Source organism: Arthrobacter sp. (genome assembly GCF_031988865.1).
In the GTDB taxonomy this organism is placed as follows: Bacteria; Actinomycetota; Actinomycetes; order Actinomycetales; family Micrococcaceae; genus Arthrobacter_B.
This window is the reverse complement of the sequence record NZ_DALZXY010000003.1, coordinates 16,787-41,683: the sequence shown is the minus strand read 5'-3', so window position 1 is coordinate 41,683 and position 24,897 is coordinate 16,787. Positions and strand designations below refer to the sequence as shown.

18 protein-coding genes, 1 tRNA gene and 1 pseudogene are annotated in these 24,897 nt (G+C 64.3%); 14 read left to right on the top strand and 6 right to left on the bottom strand.

Translation table 11 applies throughout. The features are described 5' to 3' along the window. Positions 1-92: 92 nt before the first annotated feature. Complete coding sequence (locus RTN46_RS01095; RefSeq protein ID WP_312178579.1) at positions 93-2,000, top strand: ABC transporter ATP-binding protein; 1,908 nt, start codon at positions 93-95, stop codon at positions 1,998-2,000. Between the two features lie 73 nt (positions 2,001-2,073). Here the strand turns inward: RTN46_RS01095 and RTN46_RS01090 are convergent, their stop codons facing one another. Further along, positions 2,074-2,667, bottom strand: coding sequence for a hypothetical protein (locus RTN46_RS01090; protein ID WP_312178578.1), 594 nt, complete (start codon positions 2,665-2,667; stop codon positions 2,074-2,076). A gap of 322 nt (positions 2,668-2,989) precedes the next feature. On the opposite strand from RTN46_RS01090, the gene RTN46_RS01085 reads away from it, so the two are divergent. The 3 genes from RTN46_RS01085 to RTN46_RS01075 are packed head-to-tail and all read left to right on the top strand — an operon-like array spanning position 2,990 to position 6,140. Then, complete coding sequence (locus RTN46_RS01085) at positions 2,990-4,429, top strand: APC family permease (RefSeq protein WP_312178577.1); 1,440 nt, start codon at positions 2,990-2,992, stop codon at positions 4,427-4,429. Further along, positions 4,426-5,016: a hypothetical protein gene (locus RTN46_RS01080; protein WP_312178576.1), complete on the top strand. Its 591-nt coding sequence runs from the start codon at positions 4,426-4,428 to the stop codon at positions 5,014-5,016. Before RTN46_RS01085 ends, RTN46_RS01080 begins: the two co-directional genes overlap by 4 nt. Further along, entirely contained in the window at positions 5,013-6,140 is a 1,128-nt protein-coding gene (locus RTN46_RS01075) for a Zn-dependent alcohol dehydrogenase (RefSeq protein WP_312178575.1), read from the top strand. Before RTN46_RS01080 ends, RTN46_RS01075 begins: the two co-directional genes overlap by 4 nt. A 95-nt stretch (positions 6,141-6,235) precedes the next feature. Here RTN46_RS01075 and RTN46_RS01070 read toward each other — a convergent pair. Together RTN46_RS01070 and RTN46_RS01065 are read right to left on the bottom strand one after the other, a co-directional pair. Beyond that, positions 6,236-6,309, bottom strand: a tRNA-Arg gene (locus RTN46_RS01070). A gap of 90 nt (positions 6,310-6,399) precedes the next feature. After that, a complete protein-coding gene (locus RTN46_RS01065) occupies positions 6,400-6,888 on the bottom strand; it encodes a MarR family transcriptional regulator (protein ID WP_312178574.1) in 489 nt (162 codons plus the stop codon). A 92-nt stretch (positions 6,889-6,980) separates the two neighbouring features. Here RTN46_RS01065 and RTN46_RS01060 point away from each other — a divergent pair. After that, positions 6,981-8,942, top strand: a pseudogene (locus tag RTN46_RS01060) (MMPL family transporter); the annotation flags it as partial. 24 nt (positions 8,943-8,966) lie between these two features. Here the strand turns inward: RTN46_RS01060 and RTN46_RS01055 are convergent. Then, entirely contained in the window at positions 8,967-9,611 is a 645-nt protein-coding gene (locus RTN46_RS01055; protein ID WP_312178573.1) for a hypothetical protein, read from the bottom strand. A 68-nt stretch (positions 9,612-9,679) separates the two neighbouring features. Between RTN46_RS01055 and RTN46_RS01050 the strand changes: the two genes are divergently transcribed. From RTN46_RS01050 to RTN46_RS01030, 5 genes are all read left to right on the top strand, one after another. Further along, entirely contained in the window at positions 9,680-10,495 is an 816-nt protein-coding gene (locus RTN46_RS01050; protein WP_312178572.1) for an inositol monophosphatase family protein, read from the top strand. Positions 10,496-10,575: 80 nt separating this feature from the next. Next, a complete protein-coding gene (gene pcrA, locus RTN46_RS01045; RefSeq protein ID WP_312178571.1) occupies positions 10,576-13,077 on the top strand; it encodes a DNA helicase PcrA in 2,502 nt (833 codons plus the stop codon). A 209-nt stretch (positions 13,078-13,286) separates the two neighbouring features. Beyond that, positions 13,287-14,456: an ADP-forming succinate--CoA ligase subunit beta gene (gene sucC, locus RTN46_RS01040; RefSeq protein ID WP_312178570.1), complete on the top strand. Its 1,170-nt coding sequence runs from the start codon at positions 13,287-13,289 to the stop codon at positions 14,454-14,456. 31 nt (positions 14,457-14,487) lie between these two features. Further along, positions 14,488-15,390, top strand: coding sequence for a succinate--CoA ligase subunit alpha (gene sucD, locus RTN46_RS01035; protein ID WP_312178569.1), 903 nt, complete (start codon positions 14,488-14,490; stop codon positions 15,388-15,390). 80 nt (positions 15,391-15,470) lie between these two features. After that, positions 15,471-16,862 carry a sugar porter family MFS transporter gene (locus tag RTN46_RS01030; RefSeq protein WP_312178568.1) on the top strand — a complete coding sequence of 464 codons (1,392 nt, stop codon included), beginning with the start codon at positions 15,471-15,473 and terminating at the stop codon, positions 16,860-16,862. Positions 16,863-16,888: 26 nt separating this feature from the next. Here RTN46_RS01030 and RTN46_RS01025 read toward each other — a convergent pair whose 3' ends face one another. Then, a complete protein-coding gene (locus RTN46_RS01025; protein WP_312178567.1) occupies positions 16,889-17,458 on the bottom strand; it encodes a hypothetical protein in 570 nt (189 codons plus the stop codon). A gap of 431 nt (positions 17,459-17,889) precedes the next feature. On the opposite strand from RTN46_RS01025, the gene RTN46_RS01020 reads away from it, so the two are divergent. Continuing rightward, the gene (locus RTN46_RS01020; RefSeq protein ID WP_312178566.1) at positions 17,890-18,528 is read left to right on the top strand and encodes a TetR/AcrR family transcriptional regulator; all 639 of its coding nucleotides are present in this window, start codon (positions 17,890-17,892) and stop codon (positions 18,526-18,528) included. Then, the gene (locus RTN46_RS01015) at positions 18,525-20,168 is read left to right on the top strand and encodes an MDR family MFS transporter (protein ID WP_312178565.1); all 1,644 of its coding nucleotides are present in this window, start codon (positions 18,525-18,527) and stop codon (positions 20,166-20,168) included. The genes RTN46_RS01020 and RTN46_RS01015 overlap by 4 nt, the downstream gene beginning before the upstream one ends. Positions 20,169-20,263: 95 nt before the next feature. Here RTN46_RS01015 and RTN46_RS01010 read toward each other — a convergent pair whose 3' ends face one another. Beyond that, positions 20,264-21,394, bottom strand: coding sequence for a VIT1/CCC1 transporter family protein (locus RTN46_RS01010; protein ID WP_312178564.1), 1,131 nt, complete (start codon positions 21,392-21,394; stop codon positions 20,264-20,266). A gap of 333 nt (positions 21,395-21,727) precedes the next feature. Here RTN46_RS01010 and RTN46_RS01005 point away from each other — a divergent pair, with 333 nt between their 5' ends. Both RTN46_RS01005 and RTN46_RS01000 read left to right on the top strand, forming a co-directional pair. Beyond that, positions 21,728-23,506 carry a long-chain-fatty-acid--CoA ligase gene (locus RTN46_RS01005; RefSeq protein ID WP_312178563.1) on the top strand — a complete coding sequence of 593 codons (1,779 nt, stop codon included), beginning with the start codon at positions 21,728-21,730 and terminating at the stop codon, positions 23,504-23,506. A gap of 16 nt (positions 23,507-23,522) precedes the next feature. Continuing rightward, entirely contained in the window at positions 23,523-24,707 is a 1,185-nt protein-coding gene (locus RTN46_RS01000) for an AI-2E family transporter (RefSeq protein WP_396157121.1), read from the top strand. The last annotated feature ends 190 nt before the right edge of the window (positions 24,708-24,897 follow it).

The following is a 24,897-nucleotide window of genomic DNA, read 5'->3' as shown; positions in this document are numbered from 1 at the left end:
TTCAACGAAGCCGCAAGCCGTTATGCACCGGGACGGAAGAGCTGCGCAAGAGCCTAAGCTGGAAGTTGCCGTTACTTAAAGGAAGTCGTCACATGAGCATGGAAGGCGCGGCCTGGAGTTCCCTTCACAAGATCTCCACCGCCAAAGGCACAGACAAGAAAATTTCGCGCGAGACCCTGAAACGGATCTTCGCGTTCGCCTCGCCATACCGGCGGCAGCTCATCGGGTTCCTGCTGCTCTCCACCGGAGGGGCTTTCCTCGCGGTCGCAACCCCGGTCCTGGCCGGCGAAGTGGTTAACGCGATTGTCGCCGGAAGTGCTGTGGACAGGGTGCTCTGGCTGTCCGGCCTGATCGCAGTGGTCGCGGTGGCCGACGCCGGCGTCTCACTGGCGACGCGCTGGTTCTCCTCCAGGATCGGTGAACAGGTGATCCTGGACCTGCGGACCTCGGTATTCGACCATGTCCAGCGGATGCCGATCGCCTTCTTCACCCGTACCCGCACCGGTGCGCTGGTGAGCCGGCTGAACAACGACGTCATAGGGGCGCAGCAGGCATTCAGCGGCACGCTCTCCGGAGTGGTCAGCAACATTGTTGCCCTGGTGCTGACGCTGATCGTGATGCTCACGACCTCGTGGCAGGTCACCGTCCTGGCCATGCTCCTGCTCCCGGTGTTCCTGCTCCCGGCCCGGCGGATGGGTGGACGGCTCGCGGCGCTGCGCCGTGAGGCTGCGAACCACAACGCATCCATGGGCACACAGATGACCGAGCGGTTCTCCGCCCCCGGCGCCACCCTGGTGAAGCTCTTCGGCCGGCCGGACCAGGAATCCACGGAGTTCGCCGTCCGCGCGGCCCGGGTGCGGGACATCGGCGTGAAGACCGCCATGATGCAGTCCATCTTCGTGACTGCGCTGACCCTGGTCTCAGCGCTGGCGCTGGCCCTGGTCTACGGCCTGGGCGGCTACCTGGCCCTGACCGGCAGCCTGAACACCGGCGACGTCGTAACCCTCGCCTTGCTGCTGACCCGCCTGTATGCGCCGCTGACTTCGCTGGCAAACGCCCGGGTGGAGATCATGAGCGCCGTCGTTAGCTTTGAACGGGTCTTCGAGATACTTGACCTCAAACCGCTTATCCGTGAAAAGGAACAGCCGGCGCCGGTGCCGGAGGGGCCGCTGGGTGTGGAATTCGCGGATGTCACCTTCGCCTACCCGACGGCGGACAAGGTGTCCCTCGCGTCCCTGGAGGACGTGGCCGTCCTGGACAGCCGCGGCGGGGAGGACGTGCTGCATGATGTTTCCTTCCGGGTAGAACCGGGACAGACCGTTGCCCTGGTGGGTAGTTCCGGGGCCGGGAAGTCAACGATTGCTCAGCTGCTTTCGCGGCTGTACGACGCCGACAGCGGTGCCGTTCGGTTCTCCGGCACGGATGTCAGGGACCTCAGTTTCGCGGGAATGCGTTCTGCCCTGGGCATGGTCACGCAGGACGGACACCTCTTCCACGAGAGCATTCGGTCCAACCTGCTCCTCGCCAATCCGGAGGCCAGCGAAGCCGAGATCTGGGATGCCCTGCGCCGGGCCCGGCTTGAGGACCTCATCCGGTCCCTGCCCGATGGCCTGGAAACCATGGTGGGGGAGCGCGGCTACCGGCTCTCCGGCGGGGAACGCCAGCGCATGACCATTGCCCGGCTGCTCCTGGCCCAGCCGCGGATCGTGGTGCTCGATGAAGCGACCGCCGCCCTGGATTCCACCTCGGAAGCAGCGGTGCAGGCGGCCCTGACCGAAGCGCTCGAAGGACGCACCGCCATCGTGATTGCCCACCGGCTCTCCACGATCCGCAACGCGGACCGGATCCTGGTGATCGAGAATGGGCGGATTGCGGAACAGGGCACGCACTCGCAGCTACTGGCGCAGGACGGCCGGTACGCCGAGCTCTACCGCACCCAGTTCGCGGAATCCGACGACGCCGCTCCGAGTGCGGGCACTTCGTCCGGTATCAGCGCGTAGCCGCGCGGCTTGCGGCCCCGCCGGCGGGTCCCCCGCCGGCGGGAGCCTCCTCGATGCGCGCTCGAAACTCGGGCTAGAGCGGCTTTGCCTGATCTGAATCCGCCGGACCGGCGTCCAGCTCCCGCAGGATTTGATCGACGAGCTGGACGTAGGCGGCTGTGACACGCGAGGTGTCACCGGTAATGACCAAGTCGAGTTGTAGACCCCACACGACGGCAGTCATCAAAGTGGCCTTCTGCAGTGCGTGCGGCTCGCTGTAACCCGACCGGCGGTATCTGGCGGTCCACAATTCGAGCCATTGCCCAAGGGCGCTGTGCGGAACGGATTGATCCTCCGGGCGAGATCGTCTTTGGTGAAGGATGATCTCAAGATCAAGATTCATCGCCTGCACATTGGAGACGCACCAATTCCAGAACTCATAGAAGAGTTTTGCGTCCAAGACGTCGCCGTCCAACATGGTCCTGGCTAGGTCCGCCTGGCGTTTTTCCACGTGCTGAACAACCGTCGCCAGCAAGTCTTCTTTGGTGCCGAATGTGCTCACCAACGGGAAAGTGCTGATTCCCAGATCGGTTGCCAGGGAACGGAACGTTGACCTTTCGAGGCCTCGAGCGGCTACCGCATCGATGACGCGATCCAACAGATCCACTCGGTCGCCAATTCGTTCCAATGCGGCTCCCTTTCTTGCGTGTTTCGGCACAGCCGTTTCGGTCAGGACAGTTTCTCATGCGCCTTCATTCACCACGACTGCCGAGCTCAACCGTAGCGGGAAGCAGCACATAACAGAAGTTATTCTCTCCCGTCTTCTGAGGTGGAGCCTGCTCTCAGTTCCTTGCGTGAAAGGCCATATCTGCAGCATGATGCGTGTGATATAAATCTCATCAGATACATCATGCATGTTATTCCAGCATCGGTGCCGAACAGATAGGCCGCCCAGACGTCCGCGGTTTCTCAACGGTTGTAATCACTTATTTGTGCAAAGGAACTGATACATGACGAAACTTAAGCGGAGTCTTGGCTTTGCGGCGGCCTACGCTGCATCGACAGGACTCGTTGTCTCCGGCACGGCCATGGTGTCGCTCGGTAACGGGTTTGGCACCGGTGGAATCGCCTTCGCGATCCCAGCATTCGTGGGCCTGATTATTATCACGATGGTGGCAATCTCCTACGGAGAATTGGCTTCCATGCTTCCCGGCGGCGGGATGATCGGCGAATACACGCTCCCTGCCCTCGGCAGGCTGCTGGCCATAGTCGCGGTGCTTGGTGGGTACCTGGTGCTGGTCTCGGCCGACGGGGGAACCCAGCTCCTCGTCGCTGGTGAATCATTCGAATCCCTCACCGGTTTCCCGGCGACAGTCTTCTCCTTCACGTTGCTCGCGGTCCTTCTGATCCTCAACATTTCGGGTGTGGACATCTTCGCGCGTGTCCAGATCCCGATTGTGTTCGGCATGATGGGAATTCTCGCGGTCATGGGCCTCGCCGGCGTCTTCGGTTTCACCGGGCAGACGCCCGTCGACAACCCTGCACTCAACACCGACTGGGGCACCCTCGCTTCAATGGGCGCCGTAGCGATCTGGCTCTACATCGGCATGGAGTTCGTAGCGCCCTTGGCGGAAGAAGTGAAGCGGCCCTGGCGGAATATTCCGCTGGCCATGGTCACCGGTGTGTTTACGATTTTCGTCGTTGACGTGCTCTTCGGATGGGGAGCAACGCAATACGCCGACCTTTCCGTCATGGCTGCCTCCTCGATCCCTCATGTCGTCGGCGCAACCGCGATCTTCGGTGCCGCCGGCGGCTTCATCATGACCGCGGTGACCATCCTGGCGTCCTTCTCGACGGGCAACTCCTATCTCGCCGCGATCCCGCGCATGCTTTACGGCCTGGCCAATGAGGGCCTGCTGCCGCGGTGGTTCGCCAGAGTGAGCCGCCGCAGCCGGGTGCCGTGGGCAGGCATGCTCGTCACCGCCGGCTGCATGGCAGCTGTACTGCTCTATTCGACTGCCTCTGACGGCGGCATCGACTTGATCCTGAACCTCGTCAGTATCGCCTGCACAACGTGGCTGCTGAGCTACATCATCGCCCAGGTCGATGTGATCGTACTGCGCCGCCGCTATCCGGACGCGAAGCGTCCCTTCAAGACCCCGCTGTACCCGCTGCCGCAGATCATCGGCATCACCTCATGTGTCTACCTCATCGCGTTCATCGTCCCCGACATGGAGCAGCGCCTGGTTGTTTGGGGCGCGGCAGGAATCATCATCGCCGCCATCACCCTGTTCGGAGTCATCTGGCTCAAGATGAACCGGTTGCCGCTGTTCACTCCGACAGATTTGGCTGACACCCAGACGAACATCGCCTTCCGGTCCGAGGACGTAGAAGAAGATTACGGGCCCGGGCAATCTGCGTCAGTAGACGCTGGCAAGGAATACCGGTGATCACCCCGCGCTCTAAGAAAGAGCGAAAGCACGCACTTGCCGGGAACGGCCCCATCGTGGACCGGGCCCGGGATGCATTACGCAGAGTCGCGCCGCAGTTCGGCAACGTCATCGAAGCAACGCAAACTTCGGTAACTGTACGTACCGGAGACGGTATCGAACTGAGCCTCAGCTACGACCCGGGGAACTTTGTGTTCTCCCGTGTTTACAACCTCACGATTTCCACCGCCCTTCCTGCCGGTTCCGGGGCTCCATCCGGAGTCAGGATCTCCCACAAAGACCGAGCCGGCTCGCGGTACATAAAAGAGGGAGCAGGGGCAGAAACCGCGGCGGTTGACCGCTTGAACCTAGCGGCACGCCCCCACCTCGGCGGCATCGACGTGCTTTCTTCCGCCATCTCTGCCAGGAACGGCGAGCGCATTTTCACCGTGACGCCCCTCGGGGGTTCCTACGTATGGGTGCTGATTCCGCCGGTGTTCAAAGCCACAGCCCTCCCGCCGGGAGAACCGGACAGAATCCTGGCCCTCATCCGCGCGGTTCGCGGCCTCGAAGCCGCAACAGCCAAAAACGAAAGGCAAACAGCATGAGCAGCACGAACACAATCAGCGTGAAGGCCGCAGTCTTCACTGGGGCCAAACAGCCTCTCGACATCCAGAAGCTCCAGATCAGCGCAACTCCCGGCCCGCAGGAGGTGCTGGTGAAGCTCGCAGCCTCCGGTGTGTGCCACAGCGATCTCCATGCGTTGGACGGTGACTGGGAGACGCCGGCACCGCTGGTGCTCGGACACGAGGGGGCCGGTGTCGTCGTGGCTGTGGGGTCCGAAATCACGGAACTCGACGTGGATGACCACGTGATTCTCTCTTGGACTCCCTCCTGCCGGAAATGCGAGTTCTGTGTGTCCGGCAATCCAGTGCTCTGCCAGCTCGCCAACGAGACGGCATACAACCACGTCTTTTTCGATGGCAAGCCCCGCCTCCACAACGACGAGCAGGAAGGGGTCAAGAGCTTCCTCGCGGTGGGCTCCTTCGGCGACCACGCGATGGTTCCGGCCTCCGCCGCCATCAAAATCCGCAAGGACGCCCCGCTCGCGCAGGCTGCGCTGGTCGGGTGCGCGGTGAGCACCGGTATTGGAGCGGTCGTGAACACCGCGAAGGTGGAGGCCGGCAGCACGGTTCTCATAGTGGGGTGCGGGGGTGTCGGCCTCAATGTTGTCCAGGGGGCCCGGCTCGCCGGGGCGAAGCAGATCATCGTCGCAGATGTAAACGAGGAGAAGCTGGAACTCGGCCGCACATTTGGAGCCACCCACACCGTGAACAGCCGCGAGGCTGACTTGGTGACAGCGGTGCAGGAGCTGACCGGGGGCCGCGGCGTTGACTACGCCTTCGAAGCGATTGGCCTGCCCTTTACGATCGAGGCCTGCTACGAGGCGGTTCGCCGTGGCGGGACCGCCGTCGTCGTCGGTCAGGTGGCGGACGGGGTGAAGATTTCGATCGACCCCTTTGTGATGAGCGACCAGGAGAAAAAGCTGATCGGCTCAAACTATGGCTCGAGCCGCCAATCAATCGATTTCCCAAAAATCGTCGACCTGTATATGGAAGGACTCGTCGATCTTGACTCAATGATTACCGACCGCATCCAGCTCGAGGACGTCAACGAGGCCTTCGCACAGATGCGCTTAGGTAAAGGGATCCGTACCGTCATCGATTACTGAGAAAGCCCTACCGCGTTAGGCGGCAGTCTCCTCACGCTGTCCAGGTGACGGCGTGGGGAGTGCAATCGGGAGACAACGGGTCTGGGCATAAAAAGTGCCCCCGGCCGGAATCGAACCGACGACCTGCCCTTTAGGAGAGGGCCGCTCTATCCTACTGAGCTACGGAGGCGTGGCTGCCGTTGGCTGGCAGCGATAAACAGCTTACCTGTTTTCACCAGCCGGTGCGGCGCGGGCTTTGAAGGGGGCGAAGGGCCGGTGGCTAGGCGCCTGACCTGCCGCGGGCCTCTGCTTCCAAGGCCTGCAGGTGCGTGCTGTAAGCCTGCCGCATGGCGGTGAGGAAACCGTGGATGGTGTCTAATTCGGCTTCGGTGTACCGGTCCATGACCTCACTGGTTAGCGCGCCGAGCGGGCCGAAATAGGCGCCGGCAACCTGGCGGGCCAGCGCCTCGAGGTGCAGGGTGACCTTGCGCCGGTCCGCCTCGGAACGGGTCCGGTGGATATGGCCGATGCGTTCCAGCCGGTCAATGACGGCGGTGGTGGCGCCGGTTGACGTGCCCAGCATATTGCTCAGCCTGCCCGCGGTGAGGGGCTCGCCGCGGGTCTCGGCCTCCATGATCAGCGTTAGCGCGCGCATATCTGTGGAATTCAGTCCGTTGCCGTGGGCGAACGCATCCGACACCTGTTGGCCGTCCAGGCCCATGCCCCGGACGGCGTTGACGATCTCCCGCCTCAACTCATTTCTGTCCACGGTTCCCATAGTAACTTCACCTTGAAGTATCTCTATTATAGAGATACTTTGTTCCCTAGTTACTTTTTTCCGAGCGCCACAGGAGTCTTTCGATGCACGCAGGGATAGTTCGCTCGGCCAGGGCAGCGTGGGTCACGCTCCTCGTTGGCCTCGCGGTGATAGTCGGGCTGTTCGCGCTCCCGGTACAGGAGAACGAGGCTTCCACCGTAGGCGGTCTCAGCGACCAGTACCAGACCACGCAGGTAGAGGAGCTGCTCGAGGAATTCCCCGAAGCCCAGCAGTCGACGGCGCTGATCGTGGTCTCCCGCACCGATGGTGCTGAAATGACCGACGCCGACCGCGCGGCCATCGCAGACATCACCGCCGCGGCCGCTGATGCCGGGGTCTCGACGCCGCCGGCACAGGTTCCGCCGATCGTCTCGGACAACGGCCTGGTGGCGCTGGTGCCGGTTACGCTGCAGGCCGTAAGTGACGACGGTGACGCCGTCAACGCCGAGGTGCAGAGCCTGCGGGACGCCATTACCGGTGCTGCCCCGGAAGGCCTCAGTGCGGAACTGACCGGGGGAGCAGCTTTCAACGCAGACCTTGCCGGCGTTTTCTCCGGAGCCAACTTCACCCTGCTCACGGTCACCGCCGCCGTCGTCGCCCTGCTGCTCCTGATTACCTACCGCTCGCCGTGGCTCTGGATGGTGCCGCTGGCGATCGTCGGGACGATCGAACAGCTTTCACTGCGGATGGTGGATGTCCTGGCGCCGCTCTCCGGAATCGAGGTGGACCCCTCCGCCGTTGGCATCACCAGCGTGCTGGTCTTCGGTGCCGCGACCAACTATGCCCTGCTGCTGATTGCGCGCTACCGGGAAGAACTGCGCGCCCATGAGAGCGTTTTCGAGGCCATGGGCAAAGCGCTGCGCCGCACCCGGGAGGCCATCATCGCTTCCGGCGGAACCGTCATCCTGGCCCTGCTGACCCTGCTTTTCACTGACACCCTGAGCTACCGCGGACTGGGCTTCTCCGCCGCCGTCGGGATTGTTTTTGCCATCCTGAGCGCGTTGTTCCTGCTGCCCGCCACCCTGGTGCTGCTCGGCCGCAGGCTCTTCTGGCCCTTTGTCCCGAAGGTCGGCGACCCCGCCCGGGAAGGCAAGTTCTGGGGACGCCTCGGCGAAGCCACCGCACGCAAGCCGAAGACGATCGCCGGGATCGCCGTCGTCGTCCTGCTGGTGATGGCCTCGGGTGTCTTCAGCGCCAAGATCGGCCTGAGCGAGAACGAGCAGTTCACCGAGAAGCCGCAGGCCGTGACCGCGGCCGAAACACTGGCCACCGGATTCCCTGCGGGCTCAACGTCGCCGGTAATCGTCCTGGTCAATTCGGACAGCGCGGACGCGGCTGCCGCGGAACTGGGCGGACTGGACGGCGTGGAAACCGCCACGGTCGCCGGCGAACACAACGGCCTGACCCGGATTGACCTGGTCAGCAGCTACGAAGCCGGAACTGCGGAAGCCAACACCTTCATCGAGGAACTGCGCAGCGACCTCGCCGAACATCCCGACTATGAGGGAATCGTGGGCGGGGAAGCCGCCGAACGCGTTGACCAGCTGGCCGCCAATACCCACGACGTGATCCTGGTGGTCTCGCTGGTGATCGTTCTGGTCTTCCTGGTGCTGCTGGTGCTGCTGCGGTCCCTGGTCGCGCCAATCCTGCTGGTGGCGTCGGTCCTGCTGACGTTCTTCGCCTCCACGGGCCTGAGCTGGCTGCTGTTCGTGAACGTGCTCGGCTTCCCGGCGCTGGACACCCTGACCCTGCTTTACAGCTTCCTGTTCCTGGTAGCCCTCGGCGTTGACTACAACATCTTCCTGGTCACCCGTGCCCGGGAGAACGCCGTCACGATGGGCACCCGGAAGGGTATGCTCGCGGCGCTGCGCTCCACCGGCGGCGTGATCACCAGCGCGGGCATCCTGCTCGCGGCCGTGTTCGCCGTCCTCGGTGTCCTGCCGCTGGTCACGCTCACCCAGGTGGGGATCACCGTGGCCCTCGGCGTCCTGCTGGACACCCTTGTGGTGCGCACCGTGGTGGTGCCGGCGCTAACCTTCGTTCTTGGCGACAAGTTCTGGTGGCCGGGTTCTCCGGGAGCTAAACACGGCAACCAGGGACGCCACCAGGCTCAGCCCGAGCAGGACCCAGCGGGCGACCGTGAGGAAGCTGGCCAGGCCGGCATCGCCAGCCGCTAGCTCGGCAGAGCCCAGGACGTTGTCGATCACAACGTTCTCCCACAGATCCACGATGACGAAGAGGATCGGCGCGGCCCACAGCACCCAGCGCAGCATTCGGCGCTGGGTGTTGAGGCCGATGATCAGCAGCCAGGTGAATCCGAAAATGAGGGGAAACAGCGTGCCGGCCGTCTTATGGACGTAGCTGAGCTGACCCAGTGCGTCGGCATCCAGTGCCGTGCGGAGAGCCGCCAGGTAGTCCATGTCATACCCGCCGATCAGCGAGTCCGGCATGGCCAGCCCGCCCGAGAGCTGGGTCATCTGGTTCAGCACGAGCAGATGGAAGTACCAGAACATAAACAGCGTGGTGACCGTCGCCGCGATCACGATCAAATTCGCGTTGGACTTGGCCTGCTGCGGCGTCCGTTCGGTGCTCTGGTTGGCGGGCAGTTGTCTGGCGGCAGGGGCATCGGCGTTATTGCCGTGCTTGGCTGCGCGCTGTGCCGGAGTTTTTCCCATAACTACAGTATGGCTGAGGCGCAGCACCGGCCTGCCGGAACGTTGGCCAGGCCGATAGGGTTGGCAGCATGAGTGCCTTCGCCGCTGAAGCGGATTTTGTCCTGGCCGCTTCCCTCGTCCGCGAGGCCGGCGCACTTGCTTTCGCGATGCGGAAAGAGGGGCTGACCGGCCAGCAGAAAACCTCGGTGTCCGACGTCGTTACAGCAGCGGACCACGCGGCGGAGACCCTCGTGGTGGACACGCTGCGCCGGCTGCGTCCCGAGGACGGGATCGTGGGGGAGGAAGGCTCCAGCCATGCGGGCACCTCCGGCCGCACCTGGGTCATAGACCCGGTGGACGGTACCTACAACTTCCTGTCCGGGTCCAGCTACTGGTGTTCGGCGCTGGCGCTGCGCACCGAGGAGACCCCCGGGCAGCCGGCAGACGAGCCGGCAGAGGCCCCGGCCGTGCTGCTGGGGGCTGTGTTCGCGCCCCAGGAGGACAACCTGTGGCTTGGCGGACCCGGCAGGCCCGCCACGCTGAACGGGGTGGAACTTCCTGCCCTCCCCGATGCCGGCCTGGATCGCCTCAGCGCCGGGACCTACCTGCACCCGACCTGGCTCCAGCATGAGGATGTTGCCGGCCCCTGGATGCGGGCGGCACAGGGTTCAGCCACCATCCGGATGCTCGGTTCCGGTTCCTGCGACCTGGGCTCGGTAGCCATGGGACGGCTCGGGGCCTGGTTCCAGCACAGCTGCCCTGAATGGGACTGGCTGCCTGGAAAGGCAATCGTGGAAGCCGCCGGCGGCACCACAGCAATCCAGGAGGTCCACGGCTTCCGCTGGCATATCGCCGGGCCGGCAGCCGCTGTCCGCCAAATCCAGCGCCTGCTGGCTGAGGATTAGCACCCTGCAACCGGCCGAATCCGCAGGCGCGGGGGCCGTCCGGGAAAATGTCGGGGGCAGGACCTAGACTTAATCGCACCATGGACTATCTCTTTGATCCGTACTTCTCCACGCCCGGCAAGTCCAAGACCGCCCCGGAGCCGTCCGGGGACGACCCCGGTCCCGCAGCGGATGCCGCTGCTTCCGGCCCCGAGGGCCGCGGAAATCACCACGCCGGCCGGTCCCCGCGCGTCAATGAAGAGCGGGCGGCAGACCTGCTGAGCGGGTTGAACCCGCAGCAGGAAGAAGCCGTAAAGCACGCCGGTTCGCCGCTGCTGATCGTGGCCGGCGCAGGGTCCGGCAAGACCCGGGTGCTCAGCCACCGCATTGCTTATCTGATGGCAACGGGCCGCTCCAACCCGGGGCAGATCCTGGCCATCACCTTTACCAACAAGGCCGCAGCGGAGATGCGTGAACGCATCGAATCGCTGGTGGGCGGTGTGGCGAAGACCATGTGGATCTCCACCTTCCACTCCTCCTGCGTGCGGATCCTGCGGCGCGAGGCGAAGACCGTGGGCATGAACTCCAACTTCTCCATCTACGATTCCGCGGACACGCTGCGGCTGATCACCCTGGTGGCGAAGGGCCTGGATCTGGACCCGAAGCGGTTCGCGCCTAAGGCCATCGCGAACAAGATCTCCGGCCTCAAGAATGAGCTGATCGACGACGAGTCCTACGCCTCCTCGGCCAACTACTCCGATCCCTTCGAGCAGGCCGTCGCCCAGGTCTACACCGGGTACACGCAGCGCATGCGCCAGGCGAACGCGATGGACTTCGATGACCTGATCGCCCAGACCGTGTTTATGTTCCGGGCCTTCCCGGGTGTGGCCGAATACTACCGGCGCCGCTTCCGCCACATCCTGGTCGACGAGTACCAGGACACCAACCATGCCCAGTACGCCCTGGTCCGCGAGCTCGTGGGGGTGCCCGGCGAAGGCAACACGTTGGACATCCCGCCGGCGGAACTCACCGTGGTGGGTGACTCGGACCAGTCCATCTACGCCTTCCGCGGGGCGGACGTCCGTAACATCGTGGACTTCGAGAAGGACTATCCCTCGGCCCGCACCATCCTGCTGGAACAGAACTACCGGTCCACGCAGACCATCCTTTCCGCCGCCAACGCGGTGATTTCCCGCAACCCGAACCGGCCGGAGAAAAAACTCTGGACTGCGGAGGGCAACGGCGCGAAGATCGTTGGCTACGTCGGTGAGAATGAACACGAGGAAGCCCGGTTCATCGCCGAGGAGATCGACCGCCTGCAGGATGAAGAAGACCTGCGCCCCGGCGACGTCGCGATCTTCTACCGCACCAACGCGCAGTCCCGCTCGCTCGAAGACGTGCTGGTGCGGGTTGGGCTGCCGTACAAGGTAGTCGGCGGCACAAGGTTCTACGAACGCAAGGAAATCAAGGACGCCCTGGCCTACCTGCGGGTCCTGGCGAACCAGGACGACGTCGTGAACCTGCGCCGTATCCTCAACGAGCCCAAGCGCGGCATCGGGGACCGCGCAGAGTACTCCGTGGCCGCCCTGGCCGAACGCGAACGGATCAGCTTCATGGCTGCGCTGCGCCGGGCCGAGGAAGCGCCGGGCTTGGCCACGCGCTCACTGAACGCGGTCAACGGCTTCGTTAAGCTGATCGACGACCTCGCCGAAGTTGCCACCGGCTCCGGGGCCTCCGCAGCGCTCGAAGCCGTGCTTGAACAGACCGGCTACCTCGCACAGCTGCGCTCCAGCGCCGACCCGCAGGACGAATCCCGGGTGGAGAACCTCGCGGAACTCGTGGCAGTGGTCCGGGAGTATGAGCGCGACAACCCCGAAGGGTCCCTCGCCGAGTTCCTGGAGCAGGTATCCCTGGTGGCCGACGCAGACCAGATTCCCGACGCCCCGGAAGGCTCGGCCGAGGAAGTTGCCGCCGCGGTGGAGGAATCCCGCCGGCAGGGCGTCGTCACCTTAATGACGCTGCATACCGCCAAGGGACTGGAGTTCCCGGTCGTGTTCCTCACCGGAATGGAACAGGGCATCTTCCCGCACCAGCGCTCGGCCACCGACCCCGCGGAACTGGCCGAGGAACGCCGCCTGGCCTACGTTGGGCTCACCCGAGCCCGCCAGCGGCTTTACCTGACACGCTCGGAAGTGCGCAGCATGTGGGGCCAGAGCCAGTACAACCCGGCCAGCCAGTTCGTGGGCGAAGTCCCGGCCGAGCTGATCGACTGGAAGCGCGAAGGCATGGACCGTCCGGTCTGGGGCGGCGGAGGAAGCAGCACCTCCAGCCGCTACAGCGGATCGCACTGGGGTGCCGGCGCGCCGTCGTCCACCGGCGGCAGCATCGCTGCCGCCCCTGTTTCCAAGACCATGGGCCGGGTCCAGCCGCAGAAGGAAGTTATTTCCGTCACCGTGGGGGACAAGGTCAACCACACCTCGTTCGGGCACGGCACTGTGCTCTCGGTTGAGGGTGCCGGGGATAAAACGGTGGCGAAGGTGAAATTCGACGTCGGCGAAAAGCGCCTGCTGCTGCGCTACGCGCCGCTCATTAAGGAGGAGTGACGGGCCCTTTAGTGAATTGGCTCCCATAGCCGAAGGACGCCGTTTTCTACAAACCATAGAACTGTGCCCTTCATCACTAAAGGGGTACTCTGTGAGGGGCCTCCGGCGCTTAGGGACTAAAGTTCCTTTGGAGCAGCCCGGCACCATGCATCTGCTTCCGATCAGCTGATCGACTGTAAACCTACTTCGACGTAGAAGGACACTAGCCCGTGGACCTGTTTGAATATCAGGCGCGCGATCTGTTTGAGGCGCACGGTGTACCCGTGCTTGCCGGAATCGTGGCGCACACTCCTGAAGAAGCCAAAGCTGCTGCCGAGAAGATTGGCGGCGTTGTAGTCGTCAAGGCCCAGGTGAAGGTCGGAGGCCGCGGCAAGGCCGGCGGCGTAAAGGTCGCGAAGACCGCTGACGAAGCTTTCGAGCACGCCAGCAACATCCTCGGTATGGACATCAAGGGCCACACCGTCAACAAGGTGATGATCGCGCAGGGCGCCGACATCGCCGAAGAATTCTACTTCTCGGTCCTGCTGGACCGCGCCAACCGCAACTACCTGGCCATGTGCTCGGTTGAAGGCGGCATGGAGATCGAGCAGCTGGCCGTGGAGCGTCCCGACGCCCTGGCCCGCATCGCCGTGGATCCCGCCGTCGGCATCGATCAGGCCAAGGCCGAAGAAATCGTTGACGCAGCCGGCTTCGCTCCGGAAATCCGCGACGGTGTCATCAACGCGATCATCAAGCTCTGGGACGTCTTCGTCAAGGAAGACGCCACCCTGGTTGAGGTCAACCCGCTGGTCAAGACCGGTGCCGGCGACATTGTTGCCCTGGATGGCAAGGTCTCCCTGGATGAGAACGCCGACTTCCGCCAGGCCGGCCACGCCGAGCTCGAGGACAAGGACGCGGCCGACCCGCTGGAAGCCAAGGCCAAGGAAAATGACCTCAACTACGTCAAGCTCGACGGCGAAGTAGGCATCATCGGCAACGGTGCAGGCCTGGTTATGTCCACCCTGGACGTTGTGGCCTACGCCGGCGAAAAGCACGGCGGCGTGAAGCCCGCCAACTTCCTGGACATCGGCGGCGGAGCCTCGGCTTCCGTTATGGCCGCCGGCCTGGATGTCATCCTCAACGATGAGCAGGTCAAGTCCGTCTTCGTGAACGTCTTCGGTGGCATCACCGCCTGTGACGCCGTCGCAAACGGCATCGTCAAGGCCCTGGAGATCCTCGGCGACGAGGCCAACAAGCCGCTCGTCGTGCGCCTCGACGGCAACAACGTCGAGGAAGGCCGCCGCATCCTGGCCGAGGCCAACCACCCGCTGGTCACCCTCGCCACCACCATGGACAACGGCGCCGACAAGGCTGCCGAGCTCGCCAACGCAGCTCGCTGACCGAGCCGATCCCCAGAAAGAGAATTCACTTATGTCTATCTTCTTGAACAAGGACTCCAAGGTCATCGTTCAGGGCATCACCGGCGGCGAAGGCACCAAGCACACCGCCCTGATGCTCAAGGCCGGAACCCAGGTTGTCGGCGGCGTGAACGCCCGCAAGGCCGGCACCACCGTGACCCACGGCGACGTCGAACTGCCCGTTTTCGGCACTGTTGCTGAAGCCATCGACAAGACCGAAGCCGACGTTTCGATCGTCTTCGTGCCGCCGGCCTTCACCAAGGACGCCGTCATGGAAGCCATCGACGCCGGCATCGGCCTCGTTGTGGTCATCACCGAAGGTGTGCCGGTCCAGGACTCCGCCGAATTCTGGGCACACGCCCAGTCCAAGGTGGACGCGGACGGCAACCAGGTCACCCGCATCATCGGTCCGAACTGCCCCGGCATCATCACCCCCGGCGAAGCCCTGGTGGGCATCACCCCCGCCAACATCACCGGCAAGGGCCCGATCGGCCTGGTCTCCAAGTCCGGCACCCTGACCTACCAGATGATGTACGAACTGCGGGACCTTGGTTTCTCCACCGCCATCGGCATCGGCGGCGACCCGGTCATTGGAACCACCCACATCGACGCCCTCGCAGCCTTCGAAGCTGATCCCGAGACCACGGCGATCGTAATGATCGGCGAAATCGGCGGCGACGCCGAAGAGCGGGCCGCAGAGTTCATCAAGGCCAACGTCACCAAGCCGGTTGTCGGCTACGTAGCTGGCTTCACGGCTCCCGAAGGCAAGACCATGGGCCACGCCGGCGCCATCGTCTCCGGTTCCGCTGGAACCGCCCAGGCCAAGAAGGAAGCCCTCGAGGCTGCAGGCGTGAAGGTCGGCAAGACCCCGTCTGAGACTGCTGACCTGCTGCGCGAGGTTTTCGCAGCTCTCTAGGTACACTCAAGCACAACCCCCGTGTCCGGATAACTCCGGTGCACGGGGGTTTTGTGCGTCTCACTGCACGAAAGAACACCATGCACCGAACATCCACCGCCCCCTCCGCGCCTGTGGCCGGCCACCGGAACGCGCTCCGCCGGGCCACCTGGATCGCCACCCTGGGCGGCTTCCTCTTCGGTTACGACACCGGGGTGATCAACGGTGCCCTGCCGTACATGCAGGACGATCTCGGTCTGACTCCGTTCACGGAAGGGCTGATCACCTCCAGCCTGCTGTTCGGCGCAGCCTTCGGCGCGCTGGGAGCCGGCCAGCTCGCCGATCGGCTCGGCCGGCGGCGGCTGCTGATCATCCTGGCCGGGGTTTTCCTGCTGGGAGCGGTGGGCACCGCTGCGGCTCCCGGCGTGGGGCTGATGGTGCTGGCCCGCGTGGTCCTGGGCCTGGCGGTGGGCGGCGCGTCCGCCGTCGTGCCGATGTTCCTGGCTGAGCTGGCGCCCGCCTCCCGCCGTGGACAGGTGGTCACCCGGGACCAGCTGATGATCGTTACCGGGCAGCTCGCAGCGTTCGTCTGCAACGCCGTTATCGGCAATGTCTGGGGCGAGGACGGCGGCGTCTGGCGCTGGATGCTGCTGGTCGCCACTCTGCCGGCCATCGCCCTCTGGGTTGGCATGAACTTTGTGCCGGAAAGCCCCCGCTGGCTCGGTTCCAAGGGCCGCTATCCGCAGATGCTGACCGAGCTGCGGCGGATCCGGAGCGCCGAAGACGCGCAGGTGGAGTATGAGGAAGCCAAGGCACTGGCCGGCAGTCTGCCTCCGCGCAACGGCCGCCTGAAAGATTTCGCCGAACCCTGGCTGCTGCGGGTCCTGCTGATCGGGATGGGACTCTCCATCGTCCAGCAGATCACCGGTGTCAACGCGATTATCTACTACGGCACGCAGATCCTGGCCGACGCCGGGTTCGGCACCGAAGCCGCCCTGACCGCCAACATCGCCAACGGCGTCGTATCCGTCTGCGCCGCGCTGCTGGGCATCTGGCTGCTGGGGAAGGTGGGCCGCCGTCCCATGCTGCTGACCGGGCTGATTGGGACCTCCAGCACGTTGGCGCTGATTGGCGTCGCGTCCATTCTGCTGCCGGAAGGCACTGCCCGCGGGTTCACCGTCCTGTCGATGACCGTGCTGTTCCTGGCCTTCCAGCAGGGCGCTGTTTCCCCGGTGACCTGGCTGATGCTGTCCGAGATCTTCCCGCTGCGGGTCCGCGGCCTGGGCATTGGCCTGTCCGTATTCGTGCAGTGGATGGCGAACTTCGCGGTGGGTTTCTCCTTCCCGATGCTGATGGCCGCCATGGGAATCTCCAACACCTTCTTTATCTTCGTGGCGCTGGGGATCTGTGCCGTTCTCTTCGTGAAGCGTTTTATGCCGGAGACCCGCGGTCTCTCCCTCGAAGAAGTGGAGCTGGCACTGCGGAAGGCATAGGCCGGGATAAGTCGGCAGGGGTGCAACTAGGTCACAGGAGTGCCGGTTGCCTTGCCAAGGGACGGGTCCGCCGAGCACCTACTGCTGATTTCCAGGGTCTGCCGGTACTCATTGACCGAGTAATACACGGTGCTGCCAGCATGGGTGCCGACGAACGTGAAGTCCGTTTCCGGTGGCGCATCCGGGCCGGGCGTCAGGGTTGAGAGTGGATCGGTCCCGGCTGAGCTCAGGATCTGCTGGGCCGCATCCCGCGCACGTTCCGGGGCAGCCTGTGGGGGACCGGTGAGCGACGTTGTGAGGATGTGCCGCCGTGGGCCCGCGGCAGAGGAGGGACAGGGTGCGGTGCGTGGAGCGACCGCCGCGGTGGCGGAATACTCCGCGCCGTCCGCCTGCGTCCATCCGGCGGATCCGAGTGCGTCCATCAGGGTCAGCGCGAGGCGCTGCTGCTCAACACCAATTTCGGCTGCGGTAAGCTCGGCGCCGCCGGCTGGGGGACCGGCGGCGGGGGCAGCGGGCGGCGGATGACCACCAGATCCTGCTGCCAGCACGATCCCTGCGGCAAGCACACACAGGGAGCGCGGGTCTGGCCTTCTCATCTGCGGCATTTTGCAGGTGGAAAGGCGATGTGTCGAGGGTAGTGGGCTAAGCTGCCCGGGCGCAGGGGCGTACCCGGCTCCAGTTGCGCCGGCAAAGTGTTCTGGGCAGCCGCTCCCGCGGTACCGTCCGGACGGGTGTCCCTTTGCAGTGCCTAAGCATTTTCCACCTGTATGTCCTCGCTAAAGCCACGGAATTCCTGACGGAAAGCTGGTTTCCGGCCAGAAAGCCATGGCGTCGTTTCGGTTTTGGCCCTCATCAGCAACGCTAAACCGGATTCTGGAATCCGCACATGGGGAGAACTACCCATGTGCCCGGATCGCTTTGCCGGCGCAGGGCTGCTATGCGGTTCCGGGCGCCGGAATTCGAGAACTTATTGCACTTCTGCAATTTTGCAGTTGTGAAAAGTTTCTGCGGCTGCCACAGTAGATTGGTGAGTCAACAGTTTTCCCTCCGCGATCGCAAACGCGCCGAGACCTGGGCAGCCCTTCATGCAGCCTCAGCCCGGCGCGCTCTCGAGGACGGGCTGGAGTGCGTAAACGTCGAGGTAGTTGCAGATGAAGCCGGCGTTTCCGCACGAACGTTTTTTAATTATTTTGCCTGCAAGGAAGATGCTGTCCTCGGGCTGCAGGAACCCTCCGTAGACCAGGCGATGCTGGACTCCTTTGACGTCGAAGGGGACCTGCTCACCGAAGTCAGCCGGCTCATGTTGGCGGTCATGCGCACCATGGAGGGCGGCGAGGACATCGACGGTGTCCGGGTCCGGATCTACGAGGCCTACCCCCACCTTCGCCAGCGCCGATATTTCTACATCCTCAAGGCCGAAGCACTTGTATACGACATCGTGCGGTCCCGTCTGGAGGAATCCAGCCGCTGGCGCGGCCGGTCGCCCGGGTCCGGCTGGTACGCCCACGACGTCGAAGACGTAGCCCGCACAGTGGTGGCGACAGCCTCCACCCGGGTGCGCTATGTCATGCAAAAAACCATTTCCACCCCCACCCGCACTGCGCAGTTCGAGGCCCTTGAGCAGGGCCTCGAACTACTCCGAGACGTTTTCAAGGAAGTCCTATGACGCGAACTGCTGCTGGAGCAGCCCCCACAAGCACGGGGAAAAAACCCAATCTCGTTCTTGTTTTCACCGCACTGGTCCTGGCCATGCTTCTTTCGGCGCTGAACCAGACCATCCTCGGCACGGCGCTGCCGACTATCGTGGGAGAGCTCAACGGGGCAAACCTCATGCTCTGGGTAATCACGGCCTTCATCCTGGCCTCCACGGTGATGATGCCCATCTACGGCAAGCTGGGCGACCTGATCGGCCGAAAGTACCTGCTGGTAGCGGCCATCCTCATTTTCCTGGCTGGCTCCGTGGTCGGCGCCCTGGCTCCGGACATGACCTGGCTAATCGTGGCCCGTGTGATCCAGGGCCTTGGCGCCGGCGGCCTGATGATCCTCTCCCAGGCCATCATCGCCGACGTCGTTCCGGCGCGTGAGCGCGGCAAGTACATGGGTTGGATGGGCGGTGTCTTCGCGTTCTCCTCGGTCGTGGGGCCGCTGATCGGCGGCTGGCTGACCGAGGGCCCGGGCTGGCGCTGGGCGTTCTGGTTCAACATTCCCGTGGGTGTCCTGGCACTGCTCGGCGCCGTGTTCTTCCTCAAGCCGCTGGCCGTCACCGTGCGTCCGAAGATCGATATTTGGGGGATGGTCCTCATTGCGCTGGCAACCACCGGCCTGGTGCTGGTGAGCAGCTGGGGCGGCAGCACCTATGACTGGAATGATCCGGTCATCCTTGGCCTGATCGTTGGCACGGTCATCGCCGCCGTGATCTTCGTGATGGTCGAACGCCGCACTGCGGAGCCGATCATCCCCATGGAGCTCTTCCTCGACCGGAACTTCAACCTGGCCACGGCCTCCGGCCTGCTGACGTCCGTCGCCATGTTTGGTGCGATCGGCTACCTGCCGACATACCTGCAGATGGCCACCGGAGCCAGCGCCACCGAAGCCGGCCTGCTGATGATCCCCATGATGGGAGCCTTGCTCTTCACCTCCGTCCTCTCGGGAACCTTGGTGTCGAAGACCGGCCGCTACAAGTGGATGCCGATTGCGGGTTCCGCCATAATGGCGGTCTCCCTGGTCCTGATGGGCACCATCACCGCAGATTCCCCGGTCTGGGAGCTGTGCATTTACATCGGCGTGCTGGGACTGGGCCTCGGCCTGAACATGCAGATCCTGGTCCTGATGGTCCAGAACTCTTTCCCCATGCGCCAGGTCGGCACCGCCACGGCAGCGAACAACTACTTCCGCCAGATCGGTGCCACCCTCGGGTCCGCCGTGGTGGGCAGCCTGTTCGCGCACCGGTTGAGCGACCTGCTGGGCGAGCGCCTGCCGGCCGATGCAGCCACGGCAACCGGGGGTGGAAACTCGCTGACCCCCAAGCTTGTGCATGAGCTGCCGGACGCGGTCCAGGACATCATCATCCGGTCGTACAACGAGGCCCTGATTCCGCTGTTCCTGTTTATGGTGCCGCTGGCCGTGGTGGCCACGGTCCTGTGCCTGTTTGTCAGGGAAAAGCCGCTGGCAACCCGGCTTGAGCCGGAGGTTATGCCGGAGGCGATCGGTGAGGGCAACGTGCTGATCAGCACCGAGGATGAAGGTAACGGACCAAGCACCACGGAACTGCGGCAGGTTGGCCACGCTTCAGGCGGGCCTGCGTAGAACCTGAAATCGAGAGAAATCGAGAGAACAGGTGCGGGCCTTCTGAGCTTCCAGAAGGCCCGCACCTGTCTTTGCGGGGGAGGTTATTACGTGGGTCAGGCAGCGCCGGTGCCGACGAACGCACCGAGAACGTACGTTGCCGCAGCAGCGCCCATCCCGATACCCAGCTGCCGCAGCCCGCGCTTAAGCGGCGAGGCTCCGGAGAGCAGGCCGACGACGCTGCCCGTGAGCAGAAGGGCGAGCCCAACGAGGACACAGGAGAGCGCAACGGCGCCGAGGCCGGTCATGCCGAACGCATAGGGCAGCACCGGAATGATTGCGCCCGAGGAGAAGAAACAGAAGCTGGAGGTAGCGGCGCCGAGGCCTGTCCCCACGCTTTCGTTGGCGTCCACCTGAGCTTCGTCCTCCTGCTCGGGATTCAGGGACAGCGACGGATCGCAGTCGCAGGTGTAGAGCCCCAGGCGTTCCGCGGCCCGGTGTTCCGCGGCTTCGCGCGTCATGCCCCGGGCCAGATAGACGAGGACCAGCTCGTTGGCATCGATATCGAGGGACTTGGCAGCGGACAGCGTGACCTGGGTGGGCCTGGACGCTTCCAGCAGTTCGCGCTGCGACCGGACAGAGACATACTCGCCGGCTCCCATCGACAGGGCGCCCGCGAGGAGTCCGATGATGCCGCTGAAGAGGATGAGCCCGCTGGAAACCCCCGTGGCCCCAATGCCCATCACGAGCGCCAGGTTGGACACCAGCCCGTCATTGGCTCCAAAGACAGCGGCCCTGAAGTTTCCCGAAAGGCGCGTGCGTCCGCGCGTCGCCAGCCCACGCACCACTTCCTCGTGGATCTGTTCGTCTGCTGCCATGGCACTGGTGGCACTGGGCTCGTTGCTGTAAGGCGAGCGTCCCTCAGCCCGCTGGGCCAGGGCAAGGACGAACACCGAACCGAAGCGCCGGGCCAGCAGCCCGAGGAGCCGGTTCCGGAAGGAGGGGCGCATCGGCTTGTCCGCTTCCGGACCAAGCAACTGCCGCCAGTGTTCCTCATGCCTGCCTTCGGCCTCAGCAAGGGCCAGCAGGATGTCCCGCTCTTCGCCCTCCCGGCGTTCAGCGAGGTAGCGGTAGGTTGCTGCTTCGGCCTGCTCATCGGCCAGGTATTGGCGCCATCGGCGGCGGTCGGCAGCGCTAGGCTGGGAATGGTCAGGGGAAACGGGCCCTGGAACCGGTGGGGTAGTCACAAACGCTCCTGGTCATGGCCGGAGCGTTCAGGGGCTCCGGCCAGCTATCGATTGCTGGCCGAAGGTCTCGCTCGCCGGGTGCGGTGCACCTGCGGTGGACTGCCGGGCTGCCATGGCAGCCAGTATGTCGACAGGCCTCGGTAACACAGCCAGTTTCGGTGCAGCCTCAGCCGCAACTAAAATTGGTGGAGACCGGAGCTACTCCCCTTCGGTTTCCTAGTGTAGCGGAGAACCCGACGCAGCTCCTGAGGAGGGCGAACGAACATTGAAGGGCATTTACGTACACCTGGCCGGGTGCGGGCTCCCGGCCCCGCAGCGGATAGAGTCAATGCCGTGAGTAAACCTGCTAAGGCACTCTTCGACCATTCCCGGCCCTGGACGCGCCACTACGCCGAGGGTGTGCCAGCCGACCTCGTACTTCCCGAGGGTTCCCTCGTGGACATGGTTGAGGCCTCCGTCAGCAAATACGGGTCCAAGACCGCGCTGCAGTTCTTTGGTGCCACCACCTCCTACCGGGACATGGGTGAGCAGATCCGCCGCGCCGCCGCCGGGCTGAAGCGCCTCGGCGTCAAGAAGGGGGACCGGGTTGCCCTGGTGCTGCCCAACTCGCCGCAGCACGTCGTCGCGTTCTATGCCGTGCTGCGCCTCGGCGCGGTGGTCGTGGAGCACAACCCGCTGTACACCGACCGCGAGCTGCGCCATCAGTTCGAGGACCACGGCGCCACGGTGGCGATCGTCTGGGACAAGACAGCGGATAAGGTCCAGTCCCTCCCGGCGGATATTCCGGTCCACACGATCGTGTCGGTGGATCTGATTAGTGCCATGCCCCGGGCGACGCAGCTGGCCCTGAAGCTTCCGCTGCCGGCAGCCCGCAAAAGCCGGAGGGCGCTCGCCGCGGACAAGAAGCCGCGCAGCGCCGGCCGTCGGGTCCTGACCTGGAAGCAGCTCCTGGACCACCGGCCCCTGGCCCGGCGGTATCCCAAACCGGCCGCCGCCGACCTCGCAGCCATCCAGTACACCAGCGGGACCACCGCGGACCCCAAGGGTGCCATGCTCACCCACGCCAACCTGATGGCGAACGCCGCGCAGGGCCGTGCCTGGCTTCCCGGGGTGCGCCCGGGCAAGGAAACGGTCTACGGGGTGCTGCCGATGTTCCACGCCTACGGTCTAACGCTCAGCCTCACCTTTGCCATGAGCATCGGGGCGCGGCTGGTCCTCTTCCCGAAGTTCGACGTCGACCTGGTCTTGAAGGCCGCCCGCAAGACCCCACCTACTTTCCTGCCCGCCGTCCCGCCGATCTACGACCGGATTGTGGCCGGGGCAGACGAGGCAGGAGTGTCGCTGAAGGGCGTCCGTTTCGCGATCTCCGGTGCCATGAACCTGCCGGTGTCCACGGTGGAAACGTGGGAGAAAGCGACCGGCGGCTACCTGATCGAGGGATATGGCCTGACCGAAACGTCCCCCGTGGCACTGGGCAACCCCATGGGACCCACGCGCAAGGCGGGAACCGTGGGAGTTCCCTTCCCGCTAACCGACATCAAAGTGGTGGATCCGGAGGATCCCACCCAGGAACGGAACCACGGGGACGCCGGGGAACTGCTCATCCGTGGACCGCAGGTCTTCAAGGGCTACTGGAACAAACCGGTGGAAACCCGGGCGGCGTTGCTCGACGATGGATGGTTCCGCACGGGTGACATCGTCTCGGTGGACGACGACGGCTTTGTCACCATCCGCGACCGGATCAAGGAACTGATCATCACCGGTGGATTCAACGTCTCACCCTCCGAAGTTGAAGAAGCGCTGAAGCGCCATCCGGCCGTTGCGGAAGCAGCGGTGGTAGGCCTGACCCGCACAGGCGGCGGGGAAGACGTGGTCGCTGCGGTGGTGGCTAAGCCGGATGCAACCTTCGACGCTGACGAGCTCCGTTCCTTTGTCCGCGCTGAACTGGCCGCCTACAAGGTGCCGCGCCGGATCGTGCAGATTCCGGACCTGCCCCGTTCGCTGATCGGCAAGGTGCTCCGGCGGCATGTGCGCGATTCATTGCAGGGCGACGGCGACGGCGACGGCGGCGGCGGCAAAAGCGAAAGCCCGGATGCCGGACCAACAACCTAGGCCCATATTTACGAACGTGAGCCGGTACGACCACCTGATGGGGGAAACACACACGATGGATAGCCAGCCCGGGAACGGGCACAACATTTCCGAACCGCGCAGTTACTGGAGGGACGGGCTCGGCCATGCCGCGCAGCGCTCTGCCCAGGTACTGCTGGTGCTGCTGCTGGTGGGGCTCGGCGTTTTTGCGCTGACACGGCTGAGCCTGGTGGTTATTCCCGTGCTCCTGGCCCTCATCCTCGCGGCAGCCATCGCGCCGTTCGTAAACTGGCTGCGGAGTAAGGGATGGCCGGGAGCGCTGGCGACAGGAACCTCCTTCCTGCTCCTGCTCGGCGTGTTCGGGGGACTGGTAACGGGAATCGTCTTCGCCATCCGCAGTGAGTGGGACACCCTGGTGGACCAGGCGACGGCGGGGTTCAACCAGGTGTATGACGTGGTTCAAAACGGGCCTTTCGCCATCGATTCCTCGGCGATTGAGGAAGCCCGGGACGCCATCCTGGACTTTGCGACCTCGAGCACCGTGGGCAACGGCGCCATTGCCGGCCTAAGTGCCGCGGGATCCTTCGCTACCGGGTTTGTGCTTCTGGCGGTTGTCCTCTTCTACTTCCTCAAGGACGGGGACCGGATCTGGGCCTTTGTGCTTCGCTGGTTCCACGGCGAACGCCTGCAAAAAGCCACCCTGTCCGGTGCCCGGACCATGGAGGTGCTCGGAAACTACGTCCGCGGCACGGCGATTGTTGCGGCCGTGGACGCCCTCTGCATTGGCGCGGCACTGTTTTTCCTGGGTGTTCCGCTGGCACTGCCGCTGTCCGTGATCGTTTTCGTCGGCTCCTTTATTCCGCTGGTCGGCGCAACGGCCACTGGCATCCTGGCGGCTCTCATTGCACTGGTTGCCAACGGTCCCGTGGTTGCCCTGGTCGTGGTGATCGTGATTATTGCCGTCAACCAGCTTGAGGGGAATTTCCTCCAGCCGGTGGTCATGGGAAAGACCCTGAGCATCCATGCGCTGGTCATCCTGCTCGCCCTCACCGCTGGCACTATCCTGGCCGGCATCATCGGTGCGATTCTCTCGGTACCGCTTGCTGCCGTTACCTGGGCCATCATCAAGGTCTGGATCGGTGAAGACACCGGGGATCCCGAGGCTGTGCCGGAGGCGGCAGAGGAGTCTGAAGCCGAACTGCAGCACGAGACGGAATCGTAGGCAGCTCGAGCCGGAAACTTAAAAAGCACCGGGGCCGGACAGGCAGGGGATGATCCGTCCGGACCCGGTGCAGCTCGAGGGGGCCGGATGTCCGGCGTTTGCTCCAAGGCAACGATTGTTCACCTGTACGCTAGTTGCGCGGCACACCACTCGTCAAACGCTGAAATAATGCGCTTTACATCCCGTCATC

Coding starts and splice junctions, on each gene's coding strand:
- RTN46_RS01095 (WP_312178579.1), top strand. CDS start 93: ATGAGCATGGAAGGCGCGGCCTGGAGTTCCCTTCACAAGATCTCCACC.
- RTN46_RS01085 (WP_312178577.1), top strand. CDS start 2,990: ATGACGAAACTTAAGCGGAGTCTTGGCTTTGCGGCGGCCTACGCTGCA.
- RTN46_RS01075 (WP_312178575.1), top strand. CDS start 5,013: ATGAGCAGCACGAACACAATCAGCGTGAAGGCCGCAGTCTTCACTGGG.
- RTN46_RS01055 (WP_312178573.1), bottom strand. CDS start 9,611: ATGGGAAAAACTCCGGCACAGCGCGCAGCCAAGCACGGCAATAACGCC.
- RTN46_RS01050 (WP_312178572.1), top strand. CDS start 9,680: ATGAGTGCCTTCGCCGCTGAAGCGGATTTTGTCCTGGCCGCTTCCCTC.
- pcrA (WP_312178571.1), top strand. CDS start 10,576: ATGGACTATCTCTTTGATCCGTACTTCTCCACGCCCGGCAAGTCCAAG.
- sucD (WP_312178569.1), top strand. CDS start 14,488: ATGTCTATCTTCTTGAACAAGGACTCCAAGGTCATCGTTCAGGGCATC.
- RTN46_RS01030 (WP_312178568.1), top strand. CDS start 15,471: ATGCACCGAACATCCACCGCCCCCTCCGCGCCTGTGGCCGGCCACCGG.
- RTN46_RS01025 (WP_312178567.1), bottom strand. CDS start 17,458: ATGAGAAGGCCAGACCCGCGCTCCCTGTGTGTGCTTGCCGCAGGGATC.
- RTN46_RS01015 (WP_312178565.1), top strand. CDS start 18,525: ATGACGCGAACTGCTGCTGGAGCAGCCCCCACAAGCACGGGGAAAAAA.